23 protein-coding genes and 1 tRNA gene are annotated in these 25148 nt (G+C 42.8%); 2 read left to right on the top strand and 22 right to left on the bottom strand.

The annotated features are described in order from the left end of the window. Positions 1-39: 39 nt before the first annotated feature. From PJIAN_RS02250 to PJIAN_RS02240, 3 genes are all read right to left on the bottom strand, one after another. Complete coding sequence (locus PJIAN_RS02250) at positions 40-708, bottom strand: TetR/AcrR family transcriptional regulator (protein WP_068701597.1); 669 nt, start codon at positions 706-708, stop codon at positions 40-42. A gap of 173 nt (positions 709-881) precedes the next feature. Beyond that, positions 882-1709, bottom strand: a complete 828-nt coding sequence (locus PJIAN_RS02245) for a LytR/AlgR family response regulator transcription factor (protein ID WP_068701595.1) — start codon at positions 1707-1709, stop codon at positions 882-884. A gap of 7 nt (positions 1710-1716) precedes the next feature. After that, on the bottom strand, positions 1717-2490 hold the full coding sequence (locus PJIAN_RS02240) for a LiaI-LiaF-like domain-containing protein (protein ID WP_068701593.1): 774 nt from the start codon (positions 2488-2490) through the stop codon (positions 1717-1719). A gap of 224 nt (positions 2491-2714) precedes the next feature. Here PJIAN_RS02240 and PJIAN_RS02235 point away from each other — a divergent pair. After that, positions 2715-2785: transfer RNA gene (locus tag PJIAN_RS02235), tRNA-Cys, on the top strand. A 111-nt stretch (positions 2786-2896) separates the two neighbouring features. Here the strand turns inward: PJIAN_RS02235 and PJIAN_RS02230 are convergent. Next, positions 2897-4606, bottom strand: a complete 1710-nt coding sequence (locus PJIAN_RS02230) for a tetratricopeptide repeat protein (protein ID WP_068701591.1) — start codon at positions 4604-4606, stop codon at positions 2897-2899. A gap of 334 nt (positions 4607-4940) precedes the next feature. Between PJIAN_RS02230 and PJIAN_RS02225 the strand changes: the two genes are divergently transcribed. Next, positions 4941-5840 carry a radical SAM/SPASM domain-containing protein gene (locus PJIAN_RS02225; RefSeq protein ID WP_068701589.1) on the top strand — a complete coding sequence of 300 codons (900 nt, stop codon included), beginning with the start codon at positions 4941-4943 and terminating at the stop codon, positions 5838-5840. Between the two features lie 74 nt (positions 5841-5914). Here PJIAN_RS02225 and PJIAN_RS02220 read toward each other — a convergent pair whose 3' ends face one another. The 18 genes from PJIAN_RS02220 to miaB form a co-directional block, all read right to left on the bottom strand. Further along, positions 5915-6121, bottom strand: coding sequence for a hypothetical protein (locus PJIAN_RS02220; RefSeq protein ID WP_068701587.1), 207 nt, complete (start codon positions 6119-6121; stop codon positions 5915-5917). Positions 6122-6240: 119 nt separating this feature from the next. Then, positions 6241-7335, bottom strand: a complete 1095-nt coding sequence (locus PJIAN_RS02215) for a M20 family metallo-hydrolase (RefSeq protein WP_068701586.1) — start codon at positions 7333-7335, stop codon at positions 6241-6243. A gap of 4 nt (positions 7336-7339) precedes the next feature. After that, entirely contained in the window at positions 7340-8401 is a 1062-nt protein-coding gene (gene ribD, locus PJIAN_RS02210; protein WP_068701584.1) for a bifunctional diaminohydroxyphosphoribosylaminopyrimidine deaminase/5-amino-6-(5-phosphoribosylamino)uracil reductase RibD, read from the bottom strand. Between the two features lie 2 nt (positions 8402-8403). Next, positions 8404-8967 (bottom strand): aminoacyl-tRNA hydrolase, encoded by a 564-nt coding sequence (gene pth / locus PJIAN_RS02205; protein ID WP_068701582.1) that lies wholly within the window; start codon positions 8965-8967, stop codon positions 8404-8406. A 32-nt stretch (positions 8968-8999) separates the two neighbouring features. Continuing rightward, positions 9000-9557 (bottom strand): 50S ribosomal protein L25/general stress protein Ctc, encoded by a 558-nt coding sequence (locus PJIAN_RS02200; RefSeq protein WP_068701581.1) that lies wholly within the window; start codon positions 9555-9557, stop codon positions 9000-9002. A 195-nt stretch (positions 9558-9752) separates the two neighbouring features. After that, a complete protein-coding gene (locus PJIAN_RS02195) occupies positions 9753-10178 on the bottom strand; it encodes an ACT domain-containing protein (RefSeq protein WP_068701579.1) in 426 nt (141 codons plus the stop codon). A 43-nt stretch (positions 10179-10221) separates the two neighbouring features. Next, positions 10222-11526, bottom strand: coding sequence for a phenylacetate--CoA ligase family protein (locus PJIAN_RS02190; protein ID WP_068701577.1), 1305 nt, complete (start codon positions 11524-11526; stop codon positions 10222-10224). A gap of 184 nt (positions 11527-11710) precedes the next feature. Continuing rightward, positions 11711-12841: a hypothetical protein gene (locus tag PJIAN_RS02185; RefSeq protein WP_068701575.1), complete on the bottom strand. Its 1131-nt coding sequence runs from the start codon at positions 12839-12841 to the stop codon at positions 11711-11713. Between the two features lie 126 nt (positions 12842-12967). After that, positions 12968-14014 carry a ketol-acid reductoisomerase gene (gene ilvC, locus PJIAN_RS02180; protein ID WP_068701573.1) on the bottom strand — a complete coding sequence of 349 codons (1047 nt, stop codon included), beginning with the start codon at positions 14012-14014 and terminating at the stop codon, positions 12968-12970. Between the two features lie 44 nt (positions 14015-14058). Next, positions 14059-14784 (bottom strand): acyl-[acyl-carrier-protein] thioesterase, encoded by a 726-nt coding sequence (locus PJIAN_RS02175; RefSeq protein ID WP_068701571.1) that lies wholly within the window; start codon positions 14782-14784, stop codon positions 14059-14061. Positions 14785-14928: 144 nt separating this feature from the next. After that, a complete protein-coding gene (locus tag PJIAN_RS02170; protein ID WP_068701569.1) occupies positions 14929-16818 on the bottom strand; it encodes a YgiQ family radical SAM protein in 1890 nt (629 codons plus the stop codon). A 99-nt stretch (positions 16819-16917) separates the two neighbouring features. Further along, the gene (gene queA / locus PJIAN_RS02165; protein ID WP_068701567.1) at positions 16918-17967 is read right to left on the bottom strand and encodes a tRNA preQ1(34) S-adenosylmethionine ribosyltransferase-isomerase QueA; all 1050 of its coding nucleotides are present in this window, start codon (positions 17965-17967) and stop codon (positions 16918-16920) included. A gap of 229 nt (positions 17968-18196) precedes the next feature. Beyond that, complete coding sequence (gene truB, locus PJIAN_RS02160) at positions 18197-18892, bottom strand: tRNA pseudouridine(55) synthase TruB (RefSeq protein WP_068701565.1); 696 nt, start codon at positions 18890-18892, stop codon at positions 18197-18199. Between the two features lie 121 nt (positions 18893-19013). Further along, a complete protein-coding gene (locus PJIAN_RS02155) occupies positions 19014-19814 on the bottom strand; it encodes an undecaprenyl-diphosphate phosphatase (RefSeq protein WP_068701564.1) in 801 nt (266 codons plus the stop codon). Positions 19815-19817: 3 nt separating this feature from the next. Beyond that, positions 19818-20084 (bottom strand): DUF3098 domain-containing protein, encoded by a 267-nt coding sequence (locus tag PJIAN_RS02150; RefSeq protein WP_068701562.1) that lies wholly within the window; start codon positions 20082-20084, stop codon positions 19818-19820. Between the two features lie 121 nt (positions 20085-20205). Next, on the bottom strand, positions 20206-21084 hold the full coding sequence (locus tag PJIAN_RS02145; RefSeq protein WP_068701560.1) for a cell division protein FtsX: 879 nt from the start codon (positions 21082-21084) through the stop codon (positions 20206-20208). Positions 21085-21218: 134 nt separating this feature from the next. Next, positions 21219-23711: a YfhO family protein gene (locus tag PJIAN_RS02140; RefSeq protein WP_068701558.1), complete on the bottom strand. Its 2493-nt coding sequence runs from the start codon at positions 23709-23711 to the stop codon at positions 21219-21221. 37 nt (positions 23712-23748) lie between these two features. Continuing rightward, entirely contained in the window at positions 23749-25116 is a 1368-nt protein-coding gene (miaB, locus tag PJIAN_RS02135; RefSeq protein ID WP_068701556.1) for a tRNA (N6-isopentenyl adenosine(37)-C2)-methylthiotransferase MiaB, read from the bottom strand. Between the last annotated feature and the right edge of the window lie 32 nt (positions 25117-25148).

The raw sequence follows: 25148 nt of genomic DNA, 5'->3' as shown, positions 1-25148 counted from the left end.
ATTATTTGTGTTGTTGTTGAATGCGTTAGTAAAATGTATTTATTTCTGTGTTTTTTTTGTTTTCGTTGTTTTCGTTGTTTTTAGCGGAGGATAATTATTCTTGTATTTCTCCTGATAATACTGGTATCCATTTTCATTTACGATGATGCGTATGCAGCAATCCAGCAAGAACTGAAACGTCTTTACGATGTCTGTGCCGGGTTTGTTGAGAAGATCGGGTAATCCTTTTCGAAAATGATTGTTCAAATAGGTGGATAGCAGGTCAATGTCTGTGTCTGTACGAATAATGCCTTCATCTATGCCATTTTGCAGCCATTTTTTAATCGACAGTAAGGCATCCTCGTCCATTTTTGCATACATCCTGGTGTTGATTTCAGGATAGTACTTCATTAAATCGTAAAAGAAAGTCATCGACTCCTTGTTTTCTTTATCTATCCAGAATTGAGATGCTTTTACAACTATATCTATTGCATTTAGCGACGGATCATCCGTAAATGAGTGGTTTTTCTTATGTTCGTTTTGATGCTGTTCGCAATATGACTCCATGATGCTTTCGATTAACTCTTCTTTTTGTCTGAAATAGTTATAGAAGGTTTTTTTTGAAATGCGGAGCTCATTGCAGATATCGTCTATCGTTACACTTCTCAACCCGTATTTCATAAATAACCGGGTGGAGGTCTCAAGAATTTGTTCTTTTATATCCGCCATTATCAGTAATTTGGAGCGTCAAAGGTAGGATATAAAATTGCAATTTAACGAAATATTAACCACGTGATCATGATAAAAAAATATAAAACAAATATAACGTGCATATATTCAGGTGTTAAGCGGAAACTGAAAAACATTTATAGTTTCCATGTTTATCTTGGTTTGGCTTTATTTTACAGGTTTAGTGTCTTTTTTAGTAGTCGGTATCCGGTTGCACTTGCCTTTATTTGGATGCCGTTCTGTAGTGTCAGCAGCTGGTTCTGTTTTTCAAAAAGTTCAATTTTTGAAATCACCTGAACATTGACGATATATGAACGATGAATGCGAACAAATTGATTGGAAGGAAGATGCTCCTCAAAATACTTCATGGTTTGCTCCTTCATGTGGTGTCCTTTTGCAGTGTGTATCATCACATAGTCTCCTTCAGCCTGTACAACAAAGATGTCAGGCACCGGAATTACTTCTATTTTCTGTCCTATTTTTACCGCAATTCGCTCCACTATCTCAATTGCCGGATCAGGATTCTGTTGCGTGATGGCTTGCTCAATTTCCTGTAACTCTTCTTCCTCTTCCGCAACTTTATTTTTCTCCAGCATTCTGTTGTATGCCAGTACTATAATGGAGAAGAGGCAACACCCAAGCAAAATTTCCAGCGGTATAAGTGGTACGACCAGAGAAATGTTGTTTTCCGGGAACGACAGATAGAGCAGGAAGTAGGTAATTCCAAACCAGACTCCTACGCTAACAACAGCCAGTGCAAGGTAGCTTACAACGCGCTGAAATCCGTTTTGAGATGAATAGTCTGCATATTTCACCACATTCCACAAGAGCAGAGCTATTCCTCCGAAAACGTATCCCGAAGCCGCACCGAACAGCAGGCAAAATTCAAAAGAAAATGAAACCAGCGGTATGATGACGAATGAGATGGCAAGCGAAATAGCTGTCCAAATCAGGAGATAAATTGTAAGAAAGACTTTATTTTGAAACGCGGGATGTTCCATGTCAGCGTCAGTTCTTTAGTTCTCCTCCGCCAAAAACACAAGAGCCGCAAATTACAAGAGTACGTGTCGGGTCAATCGGCTCTCCGATTTTGTAGCGTTTGTCTTCAAATCCGCCCAGCACAAAATCTACCTGCACCACCACATTCCAGTTTTCGGGCACGTAAATAGTAACACCTCCAAAAACAATGTTGATTTCCAGTCGTGTTGTGCCTTCCGGAAGGTTCGTTCTGCGCAAATCGAGTTTGGTTCCGCCGAAAACAGAATTGATTTCACCGCCCTTGAATTCCGGATCAAGTACGATATGCTCGCCGCTGCCAAAAACATTATTACTGTTTATGTAGCCACTGCTGGTATATTCCTGCGAGTGGTGCCAGTGGCGAAATTCGCGCTCTTTCTTTTTGCAATAGTGTGCCGAAGGAAACATCCATTGCAGTAATACTACGGCACCAGCAGCAATTAACAATACCGGCCAGTATAAATGAACAAAATCTGCAGGCACCGGTCCTAGCCAATTCGGATTAACCCTGTTTATTTCGGGTACTATAAAGAACCCGCCGACCAGAAGTAATGCCATACCTCCCCAGTAATGGCGTTTGAAGATAGAAGCAACACCTAACACGATAAGCAACATTTGCCATGAAATAAATATGCTTTTATAAGCGATCGGAATCATGCCGGTATTAAATCCGAGAAAAATGAGACCGGCGGCAATAAGGACAAATGCCAGTGATATGCCGTGTTGATGACGGTGATGCCGATACAATTTGTTTTCGTTTTCCATAACTGATTTATTTTTGATTTCTTTGCAAAGGTAAAGCTGCTTTGGCCATTTAGACAAGCCAAAATCGATAAACACAACTAAAATCCCGACGAATCTAACCGTTTCTTACGCCGAAATGAAGGTTTGTGGCTTTTATGTCTCTTCTTTTAGTTAAAAAATAAAATAATCGGAACTGAAATTTGGTCGGCAAGGAGAAAGACGTTACCTTTGCAGTCCCAAAATAAGGTTCCTTGGCCGAGTGGCTAGGCGCCGGTCTGCAAAACCGTTTACGGCGGTTCGAATCCGCCAGGAACCTCAATGAAAAGGCGAAATTCTTTTACAGAGTTTCGCCTTTTTCTTTTTACTGCGCACACAAAAAAAGACCGGCAATTACTTACCGGTCTTTTTTTGTATCTGTTTGTCTGAATTACTTGATGATGTTCTGGAAATCAGAATCTGTCAGGTATTTTGCAAATTCAGCATCTGTAGTTGCCTTTGTTGCCCATTTTTTGTTAGAAGCAACAGCCTTGCGCATTCCGTCATAAACCAACTGACGATCGTTTGTGCGGGCACCAACGATAGCTTGCAGGTAAGCGGTTTCACCATTCGGATTTTTTACGCTGTTCAGTGTTGAACGGGCAGCGCTGTAATCTTTTGTCAGGATTTGAGACAAAGCTGCGTTGTTGGTAGCTGCGTTGCCGAATGCCGATTTAGCTTTCGCGAAATCACCCTGTTGCAGGTAAATAATACCTAAAGCCTGGTTAAGAGTGTTACCTCCGATATTTCCGGCGTTACCAAAATATTGTTGTGATTTGGCTACGTCACCTTGAGCAAGCGCTGCAATACCAGCATTGTAGTTAGCTTCCGGTGATTTAGAATCGATAGCAAGCGCTTTTGCAAACAAACGAGAAGCTTCTGCGTAGTTGCCCTGATTGAATTTAATTGTACCAAGGTTATTGTAACCGCGGATATCGCCGGGGAACTGATCAACCACTTTTTCATAGATACCAGCTTTGGTTGAAGCATTGTTTGTCAGAGTTGCAGCATAAAGCAATTCTTCAACGTTCAGGCTTTTAGAATTTTCCTGTGCCAGTTTGGCGATTTGTTCATCAGATTTTCCGATAAGATCCAATGTCAACTGCAATTTTGAACGACGCAACTGAGGCAAAATGTCCTGAGCGATGTTTTTGAAAGCTGCTGACAGGTTACGGATTTCGTGTTCACGTTGTTCAGGATCTGAATACATAGATAAAACGCGAAGGATGACTTCTTTGTCCTGAATGTTTGAAGAAGAAAGCAATTGTTGGAAGCCTTCCCAGTCCTGAGCAGTGAAGTTAGCGTTAACATCCAACGATGTTTTCAGTTTCTTGAGCTCTTTTTTGATGTAAGTGTTGGTGTTTTTTTCACGTTGTTCCGACAATTTGGTGTTCAGTTTCACACCACCATCAGGAGATGCGTATGAATTAAGATCGAAACCTGCAACTTTCATGCTTTCATTTTCTTTGGCAGCTTGGATTTTCTGAACCAAAGAAACGAGTTCTTCTTTTTTGAGCTCACCTTTGCGGATGTTGGCTTGTTGAATAAGGAACATGATGTTGGCATCGTGTTTTTCTTTAATGATTCGTTGGAATTTGTCATTCACAATCGGAGCATCAAGATTGTCGCCGTCTACTGCAGCAAGTGTTGAAGTGGCGATAACGCCGTCAGCAACCTTTACAGAAGGAATGGTGTAAGTCTTGTTGCCACGTGTGGCTTTGAATTCGAGGAATAACTCACTTTTTGCCATTTCAGGTACGTAGTCAAATGCAGCATTAATGCTGAAAGTTCCTCCGGCTTTGTAAGCAACCGATTGGTTGTTACCCTGAATTTTTTCTCCCTGGAAGAGGGCAGGTGTGCTTTTGAATTCCTGGCCGCTGGCAGTTTTCAATACAGGAGTAACTTCCACTACTGTCTTTTTGTCGAAATATTTTTCTGGGAACTTGCCGGTAACGGTAGCATTTACCTTGCCTCCAACGGCTTCCAGAGGATTGGGGGTAGTGTTAAAATAACTGGGATCCAAGGCTCCCATCGGCTTTGAGCAAGACGTAAAAACGAATGCTAAAATTGCCGCGGAAAGAAGATAAAGTCCTTTTTTCATAAAGCTAATAGATTGATTTAATGAGTAAAAACAATTTTATTTTAATGAAAACAAATATAAGCACAATCGTTTTGTAAAAAAAGACATATGGCTATCATAATTTTATTGTAAGTTCGCTTTTTATTTTCGTTATTCCTTGTTGATAGTGCAAGTTTCATTGTATCAGCTGATTGTGTGGCTGGTTTTGATTGTATAACAAGGAAGGGTAATTGTTAATTTCAACTATTTAACGCGTTAAGTGTGCTTTTATATGAACTTTACATATAAGTGGACGTTTTATTTTCACAAATTATTGTGTTTGTGTAAATTAATATTGTCGTTTTTTACTTATAAAATGACAAATAACCAATTCTTCAGGTTGTATCCGGTATCTGTGTCGATAGAACCTGTCAATTGTTGTAATTTGCGTTGTCCTGAATGTCCGGCAGGGAATCAGTCTCTTACGAGAAAAAAAGAGGTGATGTCGTGGAGCCTTTTTACGAAAACGATTGATGAGCTCTCCAAATCACTGTTTTGGGTTACGCTCTATTTTCAGGGAGAACCATACCTGCACCCCGACTTTCATGCCATGGTCTCTTATTGTCATATGAAAGGAATATTTACCTATACATCGTCCAATGCACAACTGATTACCACTGAAGTAGCCAGAAAAACAGTAGAGTCAGGTCTTGATAAAATAGTGATTTCGGTGGATGGTTTAACGCAGGAAGTGTACGAGAAATATCGTCAGGGAGGTTCTCTGCAAAAGGTGATTGAGGCAATTCAGTACCTTGCATATTGGAAGGAGGAGCTTAAAAGTGCAACTCCTGTCATCGAAGCTCAGTTTATTGTTATGAAGCATAACGAGTTTCAGGTGGATGACGTGAAAAGTACGGTTTTGGCGTGGGGTGCCGATCGGGTGGCATTTAAAACGGCTCAAATTGACTTTGAAAGAATTGAAAAATTCGTGCCTTCTCAATCAAAATTCTCAAGATATGTAAAGGACGAAAATGGAGGCTGGAGACTAAAGAAGAGGTCTAAAAATCGATGTTGGCGCCAGTGGGCTGGTGCTGTGGTTGCCGTTAATGGTGATGTACTGCCCTGCTGTTTTGATAAGAACGGAGAGCACGTGTTCGGAAATATTGCTGAAAAAAGTTTTTTCGAAATCTGGAACGGAGAAAAGGCAAATGACTTCAGGAAGAGGGTAAATACGGACCGAAGCGATATCTTGATTTGCCGGAATTGCTCGGAATGAGCAGTTTATTACAGTTGAATAAAGACAAAAAAAGAGCACCATACAGGTGCTCTTTTTGCGATAAGTTGACTCTCTTATTTTTTTGCAGGAGCTTTTTCTCCTTTTTGGCAGCAGCTTTTAGCAGCATCGCCTTTTTTGCAACAAGCTTTGTCTCCTTTTTTACATTCTTTGGTGCATTCTTTTTTTACTTCTTTCTTTGCAGGAGCTGTGGCTGTTTGAGCCATTGCAGAAACTGAAAACATGAAGGCCATAGCCATCATTATACTAGCAATTTTTTTCATACGAGTGTGTTTAAGTGTTGGTTTATTCCGTTGCAAATATATGATGACGGTCAGTCTGAATTTTCTAAATAAGTGTTATTTATGAAGGGGTGCTTAACTAATTTAGCTTAATTAGTTGCTTATATGCCCTCCTTTAGGTTCAGACCGGCAAGTAGTTCGACGTATTGGGCAATCCCGTCGGTTATTTCGTGTTTGTAAATAAACTCATCGGCTTTATGAGATCGGGTAGTGTGCCCCGGCCCCATTTTTATTGCAGGGAAAGGCATTACAGCCATATCCGATAGCGTTGGCGAGCCGTAACATTTACGACCCATTTGAATGGCCTTACTTACTGCAGGATGAGTCAATGGAATATGCGATGAACCGAGGCGGGTTGATCGCGGGGTTACTTCGCACGAAACTGCCTCTTTGATTTCGTCCAGCAATTCCAGATTTGAATAACAATCGTTGCTGCGGATATCTACCACGAAAGAACAACGGTCAGGAATCACATTGTGCTGTGTTCCGGCATTAATCATTGTGACTGACATTCTGACCTTCCCCAGCCATTCAGACACTTTCTCAAATTGATGGTTACGGAACCATTCAATATCTGGTAAGGCTTCGTAGATGGCATTTACCCCGGTTTCGTGTGCGGCGTGACCTGCTTGTCCGTAAACAACGCAATCGAGAACCATTAGCCCTTTTTCCGCAACGGCGACATTCATTTCCGTGGGTTCGCCTACTACTGCAAAATCGATGGGCGGTAAAAGAGGCAACAATGATGTAATGCCGTTTGTTCCGGAGACTTCCTCTTCGGCTGTAGCAGCGAAGATCAAATTGTATGGTTGTTCTTTTGCAACAAGTTCAAAATAAGTATGCAGAAGGCTTACAACGCTGGCACCTGCATCATTGCTCCCCAGACCGTAGAGCTTATCTCCTTCAAAAGTGGCTTTGAAAGGATTACGTTGCCAACCGGCATTCGGTTTCACCGTGTCAATATGCGAATTGAGTAATATGGTGGGTTTTTCTGCATCATATCCTGGCGCCATTAGCCAAACATTATTGCCGGTTCTGTTTACAGAATATCCGCAGCTTTCTATCCAATGTTCCAGATAATCGGCTACGGCATTTTCTTCGCGGCTCAATGAAGGAATTTCTATCATTGCAGCCAGTAGCCCGATGGCAGAATCGCCGTCGGCAGAAGGAAAATGGAAAGAGGATATTTCGGGCATAGCGTTATAGATTACTATTGGGGTTGATAGTCAGTATCTGAATGTTGTCGTATATCTCAGTATTAACCACACTGCCATCGAGTTGTGGTGCTTTTACTCCGTCACCCAGCCACAGGGGTGCAGTTTCTATTCTGGCTTCATCCCAAATGCCGGCTGTGATGAAAGCATTCAGTAATAACTGGCCTCCTTCGACTATGATGGAGAGAATGTTTCGTTTGTAAAGATCATCCATTATCTGCTGAATCGCATTTTCAGCAAAGTTAATATGAATGAAACTCAGATTGGGCTTGTGTGATGATTTTTGTTCGGTATATACCAGCGTAGGTATTGTTTGGTCGAAAAGATTATAGTGAGCCGGAATACGCAATTGGCGGTCGACAACTACCCGCACGGGATTGTTGCCTTCCCAGCGCCTGGCAGTGAGCTTTGGGTTGTCTTTTATAGCCGTGTTTGTGCCAACCATGATGGCAGATTCTTCGGTGCGGGCTTTGTGAACCAGCATCTTTGTAAATTCGCTCGAAATCTGTACGGGTGGAACATCGCAATTATTTTCTCTCGGACGGTCCAAAAAACCATCGGCACTTTGCGCCCATTTCAATTGTACATAAGGGCGGTGTTTTGTCTGAAATGTAAAGAACCTGCGGTTAAGCAAGGTTCCTTCTTCTTCAAGAAATCCTGTGGTGACATCAACGCCTGCTTTGCGCATTTTCTGTACACCGCGGCCTGCTACTTTCGGGTTTGGGTCTATGTTGGCAATGACAACGCGAGGGATACCCATTTCGATGATAAGGTCGGAACAGGGTGGGGTTTTGCCAAAGTGAGAACACGGCTCCAGATTGACATACATGGTAGAATGATGGAGCAACTCTTTGTTGTCGACGCTGGCGATGGCGTTTACTTCGGCGTGAGCTTCGCCGTATATCCGGTGATAGCCTTCTCCGATGATTTTGCCTTCACACACAATGACTGCTCCTACCATCGGATTCGGAGCCACAGTGCCCAGTCCGTTAGCTGCAAGCTGAAAACAGCGGCGCATGTAGCAGGCTTCTATTTGCTCCCGGTTCATATCTATTTGTTGTTATACTGGTTCATCGTATTCTGAATGCCTGCCAGACAGAAGCTTTTGATGATGTCGCAGGCTGTTTCGATGCGTGGTTTCAGGTCAGTGAGTTCTTCTGCCGACCATTGACCCAAAACAAAATCAATCTGGCGTCCTTTTGGGAAATCATTGCCAATGCCGAAACGTAAGCGCGAATAAGAGTTGGTGCCCAGGGTTTCCTGAATGTTTTTTAATCCGTTGTGGCCTGCGTCGCTGCCTTTTTGCTTCAGGCGAAGAGTCCCGAACGGCAATGCAAGGTCATCTACAACAACCAATAAGTTTTCAAGCGGAATATTTTCCTTGGTCATCCAGTAGCGGACGGCATTTCCGCTAAGATTCATATAGGTTGATGGTTTAAGCAGTACCAGTTTTCTTCCCTTGAGCGATAATTCGCCAACGGCTCCGTAACGCACATCTTCAAAAACAACATTGGACGCCTCTGCTAAGGCGTCCAATACGTTGAATCCGATGTTGTGACGTGTATTCTGGTACTCCGCCCCAATATTTCCAAGTCCTGCAATGAGGTACTTCATATTCAAAAAGAGTGTTTGTGCGAACCGACCGATTATTTACCTTTCGAAGCACGTGTTGCTTTAACTGTTGCAACAATAGCTGATTTCGAAGTAAGCAGTTCGAGGTTAGGGAATGAAAGTTCGCCTACCTGGATAGTTTTACCCATACCCAGTTTTTCAACGTTTACTTTCAATTGTTCAGGTACGTCGTTGATCAAAGCTTTAACTTTGAGTGTACGGCTGTTTTGTTGCAGTTTACCACCGGCTTTAACACCTTCAGCCAAACCTTCGAGACGAACAGGAACTTTAATCTGAACTGGTTTGTTATCAAATACTTCAAGGAAGTCGATGTGCAAAACTTTATCGCTTACCGGGTGCAATTGAAGATCTTTGAGGATAGCTTTGGTTGTTTTTCCGTTAACAGTAAGGTTAACAACAAAGATTTCAGGAGTGTAGATCAATTTACGAACATCACCGGTTGTAACCTGAAAGTTGATGTTTTGTTCTCCACCGTACAAAACACAAGGAATGTTGCCGGAGTTTCTTACTGCGTTGGTGGCTTTTTTGCCTAAGTCTGGGCGGACAGTTCCGCTTAATTCAAATGTTTTCATTGTTAAATGTTTTGTGTTACTCAAAATTAAAGCAGTTGAGATACAAGCTTTTAATTGCTAAATTTCCCATCACACTTATACTTTTTTCAAAGCGCTGCAAAGATACGATTCTTTTTTTGATCTGCCAAACAAACGCACCTCTTCCATCCTGAATAATGAAAGAGGTGCTAACTTTTTTGATTGAAAGATATTTGCTTAATCCTGAATCAATTCGCCTTCCTGAAGTACGTGGTAACCCGAACCTGAGAGAACTTCTACCAGTTTCTGAGTGTCGTCGGCTTTAATGATTACGGCAGCTTTCGAATTGTAGGCAAAAGCGTACATGTATTCGATTTCGATTCCGGCTTTGTCAACATGTTCCAGTGCTTGGTACATTCCTCCCGGTTGGTGAGGGACAACCAGACCTACCACTTGCGTTGTTCGCACAGAAAAGCCTTGCGCTTTAAGAGCCTGAAGAGCAGTATCGATGTTATCGACGATCATTCGTAAAATGCCAAACTCTGACGTGTCGGCTATATTGAACGCGGTAATGTTGACTCCGATTTCATCCAGCGCTTTGGTTACCTGGGTGATACGTCCCGGTTTGTTTTCGAGAAAAACGGAAAGTTGTTTCAGTAACATACTAATAGTGTATTTCTTTGGTTTTGTAAGGCAAATATACAAATCAATCCACGAGTTTCCGAAGATCGATCACACGTTTTGCTTTTCCTTCGGAGCGTTCGATGGTTTTGGGTTCTACCAGCTTGATTTTGGCACTGATACCCAGCACACTTTCGATGTTGGCTTTTATTTTCTTTGCGAGATTTTCCATCTGGCGGATTTCGTCGGAGAAGAAAGCTTCGTTTACTTCGACCCTGATTTCGAGAATGTCCAGATTGTTCACCCGGTCAACTATGAGTTGGTAGTGAGGCTCCGTTTCGCTCATTTCGAGCAATACTGATTCTATTTGAGACGGGAATACGTTCACGCCGCGAATAATCAACATGTCGTCGGAACGCCCCAGGAATTTATTCAATCGCGCTAATGTACGACCACATGCACATTTTTCGACAGTCATTGTGGTGAGGTCACGGGTACGGTAGCGGAGCAACGGCATGCCTTCTTTGGTAACGGTAGTGAATAACAATTCGCCTACCTGTCCGTGAGGAACCGGTTGCAGGGTGTTGGGATCTACAATTTCAGGAATAAAATGATCTTCAAAAATGTGGAGCCCTTTCTGGTGTTCGCACTCCATAGCTACACCCGGTCCAATCACTTCTGTCAATCCGTAAATATCAAGGGCTTTCAGGTGAAGTTTTGCCTCAATTTCACGGCGCATTTCTTCAGTCCAGGGCTCTGCTCCAAAAATACCGCGACGCAGTTTCAGTTCCGACGGATCCATACCCAGTTCTTTCATTGTGTCAGCCAGGTAAAGGGCATAGGAAGGTGTACATGCCAGCACCGTTGAACCAAAATCGTGCATGATCTGGAGCTGTTTCTTGGTGTTGCCGCCTGAAGCCGGAATAACGGTGGCGCCGATTTTCTGGGCTCCCTGATGAATTCCAAGTCCTCCGGTAAACAATCCGTAACCGTACGACACATGCACTACGTCGTTTTTATCAACGCCGGCAGCATACAGACTTCTGGCTACCACTTCCGACCAGGTACGCAAATCGGCGCGGGTATATCCGCCCACTGTCGGTTTGCCGGTTGTGCCGCTGGAGGCATGCAGGCGCACAATTTCGCTTTGCGGTACAGCAAAAAGTCCGAAGGGGTAATTATCGCGAAGGTCTTGCTTGGTGGTGGTAGGCAGGTCTTTCAACTGATGAATGCCCGTTATATCTCCGGGATCGATGCCAGCCTCCTGAAATTTTTTGCGATAAAAGGGGACGTTGTAATAAAGACGGCTTACCATGTTGCGTAAGCGCTCGTTTTGCAGCTTGAGCAGTTGCTCGCGGTCCATGCACTCTGCATGTTCATTCCAAATCATTGCCGGTATATATTTGTTGTTTAAGGATTAACGAAACTAAAGAAGATAATTACAAAAAGCGGGTTTGAACTTATCTTTTAAAACAAATAGATACCGCAAACTTACGGTTTTTTATCGGAAGTTGCAATTGTTACCAATGCTATTTCCGTTTTTTTAAGGGGCAGTCCGTGTGTCGGAAATGATTTTATTTCAACTTCTTAGAATAAGCTCTGCGGGTTTTCACGTGAGTGGTTTCAAAACTATCCCAAAGGGTGGATACTTTGTGGTTGGTCTCCAGTTCGGGGTTCGTTTCTGCATATTTGAAACCTGATTTTGCATACTGAGGTATTAATTCGGAAAACAAAAGGGCACTGGCTCCCTTGGGTTGATAATCAGGTCTTACAGCCATCAAATAGAGGTCGATAACATCACTCTTTCCTTTAAGAGCCTTCAACATATGCATCCAGCCGGTAGGAAACAATTTTCCTTTTATCCTTTGCAATGCTTTTGTCATACTAGGCATTGAAATTCCGACTGCCACCACTTCGTCGTTCTCATTTACAATAACACAAATCAGATCTAACCGAACAAAAGTGAGATAGGTTTTAATGTAGAAATCCATTTGTGCCTGAGAAAGCATTGAAAAGCCGTAAAGATCTTTATAACAGATATTTAATAAGTCGAATATTTTGTTTCCGTACTGCTTGACGATTTCTTTTGATGAATGAAATTTTTTGGGGGTGAGCTTGTGTTTGGCTTTTACGATGTCTGCTATTCTGAAATGCTTTTCAGGAAACACGGCTGGAATTTGCACATTGTATTCTTTCCAGTCAATATCTTTGGTATAGCCAAGCTCTTCCATATGCTCCGGATAGTAAGGGAAATTGTAATTAGTGGCCATTGTTCCCGGCTTATCGAAACCCCATACTAACATCCCTTCACGATCAAAATCGGTAAAACCGGCAGGTCCCTGAATGGAGTCCATTCCTCTTTCCAAAGCCCATTTCTCTGCAGTCGAAAGCAAGGCACGGGTCACTTCAATGTCGTCTATCATGTCAAGCCATCCGAAGCGGGCGTGTTTGTTATTCCAGTGCTCGTTGGCCTTGTGATTGACGATGGCTGCAACCCTTCCTACCATCTCCCCGTCGCGGAAAGCCATAAAGTATGCGGCGTCGCACACCTCGAATGAAGGATTCTTTTCCCGTGATAGTACGGTCATGTCATCCATCAGTAAAGGAGGTGCTGCATATGGATGGTTAGAATACATTTTAATCCCAAACATCACAAACTTCTTGAGTTCTCTCTTGCTGGTTACCTCTTTTATTATGATTGACATATTTGATCTTGATTAGAAAACGGGGCAAAGATACAAAAAATATAAAATCTCGGAATACGGTATAAAAAAACAAACCGATTCTATCGTAACTAACAGAATCGGTTTGACTTATAAGGTTTGAACTGATTAATTGTTTTCAGGACGCAGTTTGCGTACAACTGCACCTGCACGCCACATTTCGCTTTCACGAAGTGCTTTCAACTCTTCTTCGAGTTTTTCGCGGTAGTCAGGTTTTGAGTTGGTGTCGATGGAGCGTTGAGCTTCGTTACCGCATGCAACTTCAGAGTATAATTTTGCAAAAACAGGTTTTGTTGCGTCGTGGAATGGTCCCATCCAGTCCAAAGCACCACGTTGAGCGGTGGTTGAACAGTTGGCATACATCCAGTCCATACCGTTTTCAGCAAACAAAGGCATCAAAGACTGTGTCAATTCTTCAACGGTTTCGTTGAAAGCTTCAGAAGGAGTATGTCCGTTTTCACGAAGAACTTCGTATTGAGCTAACAAAAGACCTTGAATTGCACCCATCAAAGTACCACGTTCGCCGGTTAAGTCAGAGTAAACTTCTTTTTTGAAGTTTGTTTCAAACAGGTAGCCTGAACCAACCCCGATACCCAAAGCGATAACGCGGTCTTTTGCTTTGCCTGTAGCATCCTGGAAGATAGCGTAAGAAGAGTTCAAACCGCGACCCTGAAGGAACATACGGCGAAGTGAAGTTCCCGAACCTTTAGGAGCAACAAGGATAACATCAACATCTGCAGGAGGAACAATGCCTGTGCGTTCTTTGTAGGTGATGCCGAAACCATGTGAAAAATAAAGTGCTTTACCAGCTGTCAGGTAAGGTTTGATGCGTGGCCAAACTGCAATCTGAGCAGCATCTGACAATAAGTATTGGATAATAGTTGCACGTTGGCAAGCTTCTTCGATTTCGAACAGTGTTTCGCCCGGCACCCAGCCGTCAGCGATGGCTTTGTCCCATGTTTTTGAATCTTTACGTTGGCCAACGATTACATTGAAACCATTGTCGCGGAGGTTCAATCCTTGTCCCGGGCCTTGCACTCCATAACCAATGATAGCGATTACTTCGTCTTTTAATACCTCTTTCGCCTTTTTCAAAGGAAATTCATCGCGGGTCATAACGTTTTCGTCAACCCCGCCAAAATTCATTACTGCCATTTTGTTTATATTTAATTGAAATTATGGTTCTTATCTTAAGAAGGCTATTGCCATTCTAATTTCATTTTACACACTCCGTTGCCATCCGGCTTTTTTATTTCGAACAACGAAAGCATCTTGTCCTGTTTGTGAAATATCTCCACTTGGTCTCCATAAAGGACTTCATGAAGGAAATTAATTTCGAACCGCTTGATGTAATGGTTTTGATGCCAGTCGAGAGAAAAGCTGTCGAGTAACCATTCCACATATTTCATGCTGTTGGCATGTTGGTTAAAATCAATGTCGCTGTATCGAACGTTGTGAGTCTTCTTCGTGCCTCCATCCACTGATGGAACGCGTCCCGGTTTGTCAATAACCGCCGGAATTCCAGAAGCGGCCTCGCTTAGTCCCTCAATCGTTTTTAGGTCGATAGCCCTTCGGCTTTCCACATCTATCATTGCCCAAAGTGTAGAAGAACCTCCGATTTCCTTGCCATATTCATCAGAGATTCTGAAATGACGTGTCGTCGATGTCCTGCCAACCTCTTCCACCCAGGTTTCAATGTTGATCCACTCTCTCCATTTCGGAAATCGTTGCATCTCAATTGCCATTCGGGAAACAACCCAGGTTCGGTTTGCCGTATTGAGTTTCTGCATTCCAAAGCCATTTTCGTCAGCAGATTTTCCGGCTGCCTGAAGAATTAAATCTCCTAAAGCGGGCAGTGATACCTGTTCTCTGAAATCGCAATCCTGAGGGCTCAGTTGAAAAGGATATTTGCCAATTACTGTCATATCTGTTTTTTCGCTTTTTCTTACAATATGAAGAATTGAAAATGGGCTTTGTTGTAAATTGAAAGTAAAATTTCGTGCAAAGATACGCTTTTTTAAGCAAACCGTATCAATGAAGGGTGAAAAATTTACGAAGCGATCGCTCCATTAACGTTTTCTTTTTCCGGATGCTCTTCCCGAACCCTTTTCCTGGTTTTTTCTCGGTTCTATATTTTTATACCCCAGTAATTTATCAATCAAATCAGGACGGTTCATCTTCCTTAATTCCTGAATGATTGATTGTCGGAATTCCGGTTTGTACCAGAAAAAGAACTGCTGCTGGGCTTTTTTGTCATTAGCAGCTTTTGAGGTGAAAACTTTATCTCCGGTATATGGATTGATGCCGGTATAATAAATTTCGGTAGCGAGAGTCATTGGGGTAGGAGTGAAATCCTGTACCTGCTCCAGCTTGAAATTCAGTGATTTTGTTTCAATAGCCAATTCGGCCATGTTATCGGTAGAGCATCCCGGATGACTTGAAATGAAATATGGAATCAACTGCTGATTCAAACCTTCTTCACGGTTTATTTTATCAAACTCCCGGCAAAACTCTTTGAAAAGTTGGAAGGAAGGTTTACGCATGAATTTCAAAACGGCATCCGACGTGTGTTCCGGGGCCACTTTCAACCGCCCGGAAACGTGATGAGCGATTAACTCCCGTGTATATGCCGAGAGCGATTTGTCAATAGCACTATTACCGGTTTTGTGCAATAATAAATCGTAGCGAACGCCGCTTCCAATAAAGCTTTTCTTTATAAAAGGTAAAGCATCTACCTCTTTATAAAGTTTTATCATTTCCGAATGGTCTACATTCAGGTTTTTACACACAGCCGGGTAGATACATGAAGGTCGCTTGCATTTCTGGCATTGTCCTTTATCGATTCCCTGCAGTCTGTACATGTTGGCCGATGGACCTCCAAGATCGGACAAGTATCCTTTGAAATCGGGCATTTTTCCAATGAGTTTTACCTCCTTCAGAATGGATTCTTCCGAACGTGAAATGACCTGCTTGCCCTGATGCATGGAGATGGTGCAAAAAGCGCAGCCGCCAAAACACCCTCTGTGAGTGTTCACTGAAAACCGGATCATTTCAAATGCAGGTATCGGTTTGTCCTTGTATTTTGGATGCGGCAGGCGGGTATAAGGAAGGTCGTAAGCAGCGTCTATTTCTGCCTGACTCCATGTGGTGTAAGGCGGATTGACCACGATCTTTCTGTTGCCTTCGGTTTGCGTAAGCCGGTTGGCTATAATTTTATTCGACTCTTCCTCAATTATTTTAAAATTCCGGGCAGAGTTGCGCTTGTCCTTCAGGCAGGCTTCGTGCGACAACAGATCAATCGTTTCAACGCCCGGATATTCTTCCATCGAAGCCTTGTTCGGAATGCAATATGCAGTTTGTGGAATATTTGTAATGCTTTGAACGGAATTTCCTGCTGCAATACGGGATGCAATTTCTCGGATCGACTTTTCGCCCATCCCATACACCAACAAATCAGCTTTGCTATCCAGCAAAATGCTTCTCTTGTAGCTGTCCGACCAATAGTCGTAGTGCGAAAACCTGCGCATCGAGGCTTCGATTCCTCCAATTACCACCGGAGTCTCAGGGAAAAGCTGCTTAAGAATAGTTGAATATACGACAGTGGCATAATCCGGACGAAAGCCGGAAACGCCTCCGGGGGTGTAAGCATCATTGGATCGAAGACGCTTGTTGGCTGTATAGTGATTAACCATTGAATCCATACAACCGGCTGAAATTCCAAAGAAAAGGCGCGGCTTGCCGAGTTTCTTAAAGTCACGCAGGTCATCGCGCCAGTTCGGTTGGGGCACAATGGCAACTTTCAGACCCTCGGCTTCCAGTACACGTCCGATTACAGCAGCTCCGAAAGCTGGATGGTCTACATATGCATCGCCGGAGAAGATGATAACATCCAACTCATTCCAGCCACGCATCTCCACTTCTTTCTTAGTTGTTGGTAACCAGGCAGTATAATCGATCATAAGAGAGGGGAATTTAGGTATGTATTATAACCAAGAACCAAGAACCAGGACACTGAGTGGTCTTGATTCTTGGTTCTTGGCTCTAATGTCTGAAAAAAATCAGATAATCAGCATTGCATCACCGTAGATACCGAAACGATATCCTTCCTGAACAGCCTTTTGATAGGCTCCCATCACCTGATCGTAACCTCCGAAAGCGCAGGTCAGCATCAAAAGCGGAGAGTAGGGAAGGTGAAAGTTTGCAATCATGCTGTCGGCAACGCCAAAGTCATAAGGAGGAAAGATGAATTTACTGGTCCATCCGTCGTATGGTTTGATAGTTCCGTTTGTGCACGCGCACGTTTCGAGAGCCCGCATCACAGTGGTTCCCACAGCGCACACTTTACGGTTGGTATCTTTGGCGTGATTGATAATTCCAACAGCATCCTGGTTAACAAGCATTTGTTCCGAGTCAACCTTGTGTTTGGTCAGGTCTTCCACATCAATTTCGCGGTAGTTGCACAATCCTGCATGCAAAGTTACGTATGCAAAGTCGATACCAAGAATCTCAAGGCGTTTTAACAATTCACGGCTGAAGTGCAGTCCTGCAGTAGGAGCGACTACAGCACCTTCGTTTTTTGCAAAGATTGTTTGATAGCGAGTTTCATCTTCAGGCTCTACATCGCGTTTGATGAAACGGGGCAATGGAGTTTCTCCTAACTCGTAAAGTGTTTTACGGAATTCTTCATAACTTCCGTCATAGAGGAATCTGACAGTACGTCCTCGCGACGTGGTGTTGTCAATAACCTCGGCTACAAGCAGATTGTTCTCCCCGAAATAGAGTTTATTGCCCACACGGATTTTACGAGCCGGATCTACCAAAACATCCCACATGCGCAGATCGTGGTTTAATTCGCGCAACAGGAACACTTCTATTTTCGCTTCGGAGTTGTCTTTTGTGCCGTAAAGACGGGCAGGGAACACTCTTGTGTCGTTAAAAACGAACACATCCTGATCATTATAATATTCAAGAATGTCATTAAAAGTGCGGTGTTCAATTTCCCCGGTCTTTCGGTGTAAAACTAACAAGCGGGATTCATCTCTGTGTTTTGTGGGATAAAGGGCAATTAATTCATCTGGAAGTTTGTACTTAAATTGCGACAGTTTCATATAAAGAGTTAGTTAGTGGAAAAAAATCTCACGATCATCAACAAAAATATACATCACTATTCCACCTTTTTTGACAAAGTAAAATGGTTATTTAGTAAATGGTTTGCAAAAATACAACATGTAAACAGGCGATGTCAAGAGTAGAATGGTTAATTATATGTAATCAAATCCATTATAAATAAGATTTAAACATTCGCGAAGATGGTTTTTGACAAACGTTTTGTTGGTGTTAATTTTCAGTTTGCATTGTTTGGAGCAATTCCTGAAATTGCTCAACGGACATACATTTGTCCAGTGTGCATTCTCCGATGCGCGTCCGTATCAATCCGGTCAGGTGAGCCCCGCTATCGAGTGCGATTCCGATATCGCGGGCTAAGGCTCTTATGTAAGTGCCTTTGCTACACACTACCCTGATTTTTAGTACGGGCAAAGCAAAGTCGAGTACCTCCAGTTCATCTATAACAAGAGTTTTAGCTTTGAGTTCAACGTCTTGTCCTTCGCGGGCATAGTCGTAGGCTCTCTTTCCTTCCACTTTTACTGCGGAGAAAACAGGAGGAACCTGTTGAATGGTACCGATAAAACGTTGTAACCGTTCATCAACCATTTCACGGGTAATATGTTCAAAGGGATATCGGGCGTCAACTTCCTTTTCGAGATCGAACGACGGAGTGGTGGCGCCCAGTTCAAGGGTGGCAATATACTCTTTTGTCTGGTACTGAAAAGTGTCTATTTGCTTGGTAGCTTTACCGGTACAAATAATCATAACACCCGAAGCAAGAGGATCGAGGGTGCCTGCGTGGCCCACCTTAATCTTCTTTACTTTCAGATGTCTGCTGATCAGCCATCTGACTTTGTTTACCAGACTAAATGAGGTCCAGTGCAGAGGTTTGTTGAAATAAAGAACTTCGCCTTGTATAAAATCCATATTGGTTTGTAAATGAATCAATCCACCGTCGTTTCAGGAAGAACCAACGTCCCGGATCATTCTTTTTAGCACTGTTGTGGTAAGATTGTTTCTCCCATCACTGGGCGGAAAAATCAGAGGTTTAAAAATTAAATTTGCCCCACAACAAGCATGCTATGATAATAAATCCGACAACAATACGGTAGTAACCGAAGAGTCGGAATCCATGTTTAGTCAGGAATGAAATAAATGCCTTAATAGCAATGATGGCAACGATGAAGCCAACCAAATTACCTAATGCTAATATGCTGATATTGTGAGATGTCAAAATTTCAGGAGTTTCCTTGTAGGCATCCCACAGGCTTTTAGCAAATGCCCCTGCCAAAGTAGGAACGGCAAGGAAAAAGGAAAATTCAGCGGCAGCTGTGCGCGTAAGCTTCTGTTGCATACCTCCGATTATGGTCGCGGCGCTGCGGCTTAGGCCTGGAAACAGTACAGCCAGCACCTGAAACAATCCGATGAAAAACGATTTTTTGTACGTGATCTTTTCTTCCGAATATATTTGCGGATTCTTGAACCAATTGTCGACAAACAAAAGTACGATACCTCCCAAAAACATCACAATGGCGATAAACAGCGGAGAACCGATCAGCTCGTCGATGTGTTTTTTGAAAATTACGCCAAAAACAGCTGCAGGGAGAAAAGCTACCAAAAGCTTTATATAAAACTGCAATTTTTTGAAATCGAAGAATTTGCGCCAGTAAAGGACAATCACCGAAATAATGGTGCCGAACTGGATGTTTTCAATGAATAGTTTGGTGAAATCGCTTTTTTCGATGCCGAAAAAGGCCGATACCAAAGCCATGTGCCCGGTAGAAGATACAGGAAGAAATTCAGTTAGCCCTTCAACAATAGCAAGAACAATTGCGTGTAACAAATTCATCCCTTATTCTCCCTTTTTGTTTGGCCACATAATGGCTACAATCATAAACAAAAAGCCGAAAAGAGCGATCATCGGGCCAACTGTGATTCGACGGGTACTGAATATATCCGGGTTGAACTGCTCTCCGGATGAACTTCCGGTCATGAGCAGGAATCCAATCAGGATACAAGCTAATGATACAACCATTAACAACCAATTGGTTTTGCCAAAAGCAAAAGCCTTATCTTCTTTTGAAGTTTCCTTTACTTCAGATGTTGTTTTCTTTTTCATGTGTTTATAATTGTTTTAAGAGCACATGGAACTTCATGCCAAAATTAAATCTCTCTCTTGGGTATCAAGAGCGGCAAATTTTGTCATGGGCGTTTCATTGGTTTCAGTATTATGAGTGCAATTATACAAAATAGTACGAATCAGTGCGCATTCTGATATAACGGTTCACCGCAAAAAGAGAAGCAAAAAAGGTGATAATCAGTGCAAACAGTATTACAAGTCCGCCGACAATTACCAATACATCCAAACGGTACAGGTTAAATGTTGCCCCAATTTCATACTGTAAATAATAAACAGCTCCGGTCAACATCACCAATGCAAGTAATGCTGCGGTAAGTCCGTTCAGCAGGCTTTTCAGAATAAACGGACGGCGGATGAACCATGCTTTGGCGCCGACCAGCTTCATCGTGTTTATAAGGAATCTCTTTGAATAGATACTTATACGTATGGTGTTGTTAAGCAAAACAATAGATACAAATAGCAGGATGAGTGCCACCCCCGAAAGAATGAATCCGGTCTTTTGAATGTTGTTGTTGACCAGATGTACTATATCCTTCTGGTACATTACCTGTTTCACCCCGAGAAACTGTTTTAGCTGAGTTTCCATCTTCGACGCTGAATCAGGGTTGGCATAGTCCGATTTCAGCTTGATTTCGTAGGATGCCAATAACGGATTGTAACCAAGGAAATCCTGCGGGTTCTCTCCTAAATCACGAATATGGTCTTTCAGCGCCTGATCTTTGCTGATATAATCGTATGATTTAGTTGCCGGCATCGCTTTTACGGCTTTCTCGAGGGCAAACCTGTTAGCCGGCGAGATGGAGTCTTCCAACACAACCGACATGTTGACGTTTTCCTTAACATAGTTGGAAACATCTTTCCCTACCATCAACAAAAGTGCAATGAATCCAATAAGGAAAAGCACAAGCGATATGCTGACGGTGACCGTAAAGTGAAGATTAAAGAATTTCTTCTTTGCTGTTTTTGCTGAATTCGACATCTGATTGCTACAGTTTAAACTGGACGTTCGATTCCATTATCCAAAATTTACTGCAAAGATAGCTCTTTCTGTTATTACGAGAGCAACAAAAAAAGATAAACATTGCCAATACTTATTTACAAGCCGGTTTCAGACTATTCTTTTCCGGCCTCTTTTGGGTCTTTTGTATTTCTTCTCCATGCGAAAAATCCACCTCCCAAAACAATCAGAACCAACAGGATGGAAGAAGCATAAGAGATTGTATTCCCCGTAGAATAGGATGGGGGATCAAATTTGAATTCCACATCGTATTGGCCTGGCTTAAGGGCAATCCCTCTGAGCAAGTAATTTGCTTTGAAGTATGGCACTTGCGCTCCGTTTACATAAGCTGTCCAACCTTTGTCATAGTAAATTTCGGAGAATATGGCAACCTGATCACTGTTGGATTTGTAGCTATAAACCAAATCGTTAGGCTCATATTTTTTCAGGGTAATTGTGGCGGTCGTATCCTTTGCAAAAGTCGCTGGCAATGATGTGGCAACGGCTTTTTCTACCAAAGCTTCATTTTTTGTATCAATCTGACCAACTTTGCGCAGGGCTTCACTGTTATTTTCTACAGGAATGATTTTCTTCACAAACCATTGCGTTCCGTTAGCGTAAGGGTTGGTTATAGGCATTGCTTCCGGATTATAAATCAGATACTTCATATTCAGCATATTTAACACGCTGAGTTTGGCAAGCGGAGCCTGGACATCAGTCAACGTTTTTGCATGCTGGAATACGTTGCTTATAGCCTGCATCTCGGGAATAAGCTGAACGTCAATCAAATCCTGATAAGAACGCAATTTTGCGCCGTGGTATCCGCCAATGCTTTTGTGGAAATATGATGTTGATGCATCGTTAAACGGACTAACTGCAAGGTTGAGTACGCGATAATCAGATTTATCCTGAAGGATGAATTTGTCAGCCTGAGTTGGTTTTGTAGCTTGTGCAGTCTGTTTCGACACAAAATTGTCGTCGTTCAGGTAACGTTTCGCTACCGGATACATGTCGGCAATAAACAAGACGGCAAAAATGAGATACAAATGGGCTGCTTTTAGTTTGTTTTTGGCATAAACCCAGATAGCACCGGCTGCAAGAACTATAAAGATCAGCGAACGAAGTGCATCTGCTTTCATTATTGCCTGACGATCAAGCGGCAATGTTGTTTTCAGGAAAGAATAATCACCCGAGAATTGTGCGTCTTCCGGTGAAACAAAATTCCCTGCCAACGAAGGTATTAACCAGAAAAGGAGACAAAGTCCGCCTGTAATTCCTGCTGCCCAATACAGACTCTTTGTCAGTTTGGCTTTGTCGATATTGTTTTTGATCAATGCCTGAAGAGCCAGAATCGCCATTATTGGCATTGTATATCCAGCTATAATCAATATCATCGCTACCGTTCTGAACTTGTTGTAATACGGTACATAGTCGATGAAGAAGTTGGTGAGTATACCAAAGTTTTTACCCCAGGCAAGCATGATTGAAAGCACTGTACCTGCCAACAACCACCACTTGTATTTTCCATCTACCAGAAACAATCCCAACACAAAAAGGAAACAGATAATGGCACCAATGTAAACAGGACCCGATGTGCTCGGCTGGCTTCCCCAGTAAAGAGGCCACTTTTGAGTGCTCATGATCTGGGTGGCATCTGCTCCCAGAGAAGAAAGTTTTTTGCCGGTATTTGAATTTTCATCGAGAGTTCCAATGCTGGAACCTCCGTAAAAGTCAGGCATCAGTAATGTCATGGTTTCGCCGACCCCGTAACTCCACTGGGTGATGTAATCTTTTTCAAGACCTCCGTTCGATTTCTGTGCGCTGTGCGCAGTGTCTGAACTTTGACCTCGCATTGAATATTTGCCATACTCATAGGTGGTTATAAGTGTTGTGGCGTTGATTCCCATGGCAATAATAGCAGCTCCAAGTAAGCCTGCAGAAGTGATCAGGAAGGATTTGATCTGCTTTTCGAGGATGGCATAAATAAGTTCGGATACGATGAAAACACCGAGTAACATCATCACGTAGTAAACGATCTGGATGTGTCCGGATTTGATCCCCAGCGCTAAGAAAATTGCCGTCAGTATTGCTCCCAGCCAACGGTTACTTCGGTACGACATCACCACGCTGCCTATAACCGGAGCCATGTATGCCAGTGTAATTGCCTTACTGCTGTGACCTGCAACTATTATAATGAAGTTGTAGGATGCAAATGCAAAACCGATAGCACCCAACGCACTCAGCCATGGATTTACCCTGAGCGAGAGGAGTAAAATGTAAAATCCTATCAGATAAAGGATAAGGTAGAAAACAGGGCGCGGGAAATTGGTAAAGAATGAATAGATAAAGCTTACTGCTGTGGAAGGACTATCCATCGCAATCTGGTAAGTGGGCATTCCGCCAAACATGCTGTTGGTCCACAAAGTCGGTGAATCATGCGACCCGTTAAAATCGGTGGTCTCTTTCGACATTCCTGCCCAGGTCTGGTTATCGTGCCCGACAACTACTTTTCCGTCGATAACAGGACTGAAATAGACGTAAGAAATAACAATAAAAAACAGGATGGCAGCCATGTGAGGCCAAGCTTTGCTCCAAAGTTGTTTGTTCATAATACCTTAACGTTATGTTACCTTTTTCTGTATGCTTTTAGATTAACTCTCCTATAAGTGTAGCCGATGATGTATCGACGATTTTTACATTTACAAATTCGCCGATGTGATGACCACCTTTCGGGAAAACAGCCACTTTATTTTGCGAAGTTCTTCCAAAGAAATGGTCTCGTGACCGTTTAGAATAGCCTTCAATCAGCACTTCATACGTTTTTCCGATGGATTTTTTATTGGCTTCGGCTGAAAGTGTATTTTGCAAGTCGATAATTTGCTGTAAACGTTCAATTTTTACCTCTTCTGAAATGTCATCCGGAAGGTTTTTAGCAGCATAAGTTCCCGGACGTTCGGAATATTTGAACATAAATGCCGAATCAAAACCAACCTCTTTCATTAACGAAAGTGTCTGAGCATGATCTTCTTCCGTTTCTGATGGGAATCCACAGAAAACGTCGGTAGTAATGCTGGCTTCCGGCAAAATACGTTTGATGGCAGCGATTCTGTCCAGATACCATTCGCGTGTATATTTCCGGTTCATGCGTTTCAGTACATCGTTGCTGCCCGATTGCACAGGCAGGTGAATGTACTTGCACAGATTATTGTGAGCCGCAATTACTTCAAGGGTTTTATCGCTCATGTCCTTCGGGTGCGAAGTGGAGAAACGGATCCGCATTTCAGGAGCTTCCTGAGCAACCAATTCGAGCAATGCCGGAAAATCAACCACATTCCCCTCTTTTTCGAAGCGGAATGAATTTACGTTTTGTCCCAGAAGGGTGACTTCCTTGTAGCCACGGTTTTGTAAGTCGCGCAGTTCGTTGAGAATGCTTTCCGGATCACGGCTGCGTTCGCGACCGCGTGTATAAGGCACGATGCAATAAGAGCAGAAATTATTGCAGCCACGCATAATGGAAATAAAACCAGAAATAGGATTTCCTATACGTGCGGGCAGTACATCTTTATAAGTTTCTGTTGTAGATAACTCCACGTTGATGGCTTTTTCGCCTTTTTCAACGGCACCCATCAGGTTTGGAATGTCGAGATAAGCATCCGGCCCTACTACTACATCCACATTATGATTGTTGATGAGATCTTCTTTTACACGTTCGGCCATACATCCGATAATACCTACAATCAGATTTGGCTTCTTCTTGCGTAATGACTTGAAATAGTCGAGACGGGAGAGAATTTTCTGTTCGGCATTGTCGCGCACCGAACAGGTATTTACCATGATGGCGTCAGCTTCGGTAATTTTTTCTGTAAGGGAGTATCCGTCCATCTCCAGAATGGAAACAACGACCTCGCTATCGGCTACGTTCATCTGGCAGCCGTATGTTTCAATAAAGAGTTTCTTATCGAGAGAAAGCGAATCTGTATGGTTAGTGTTATCCTTATTATTAGGATTCTGCATATTATAATGGCTAAAAAATTCAGACGGCAAAG

This window comes from Paludibacter jiangxiensis, from assembly GCF_001618385.1.
Taxonomy (GTDB): Bacteria; Bacteroidota; Bacteroidia; order Bacteroidales; family Paludibacteraceae; genus Microbacter; species Microbacter jiangxiensis.
The sequence above is the reverse complement of the archived record's forward strand: the minus strand, read 5'-3'. Positions and strand labels throughout refer to the sequence as shown.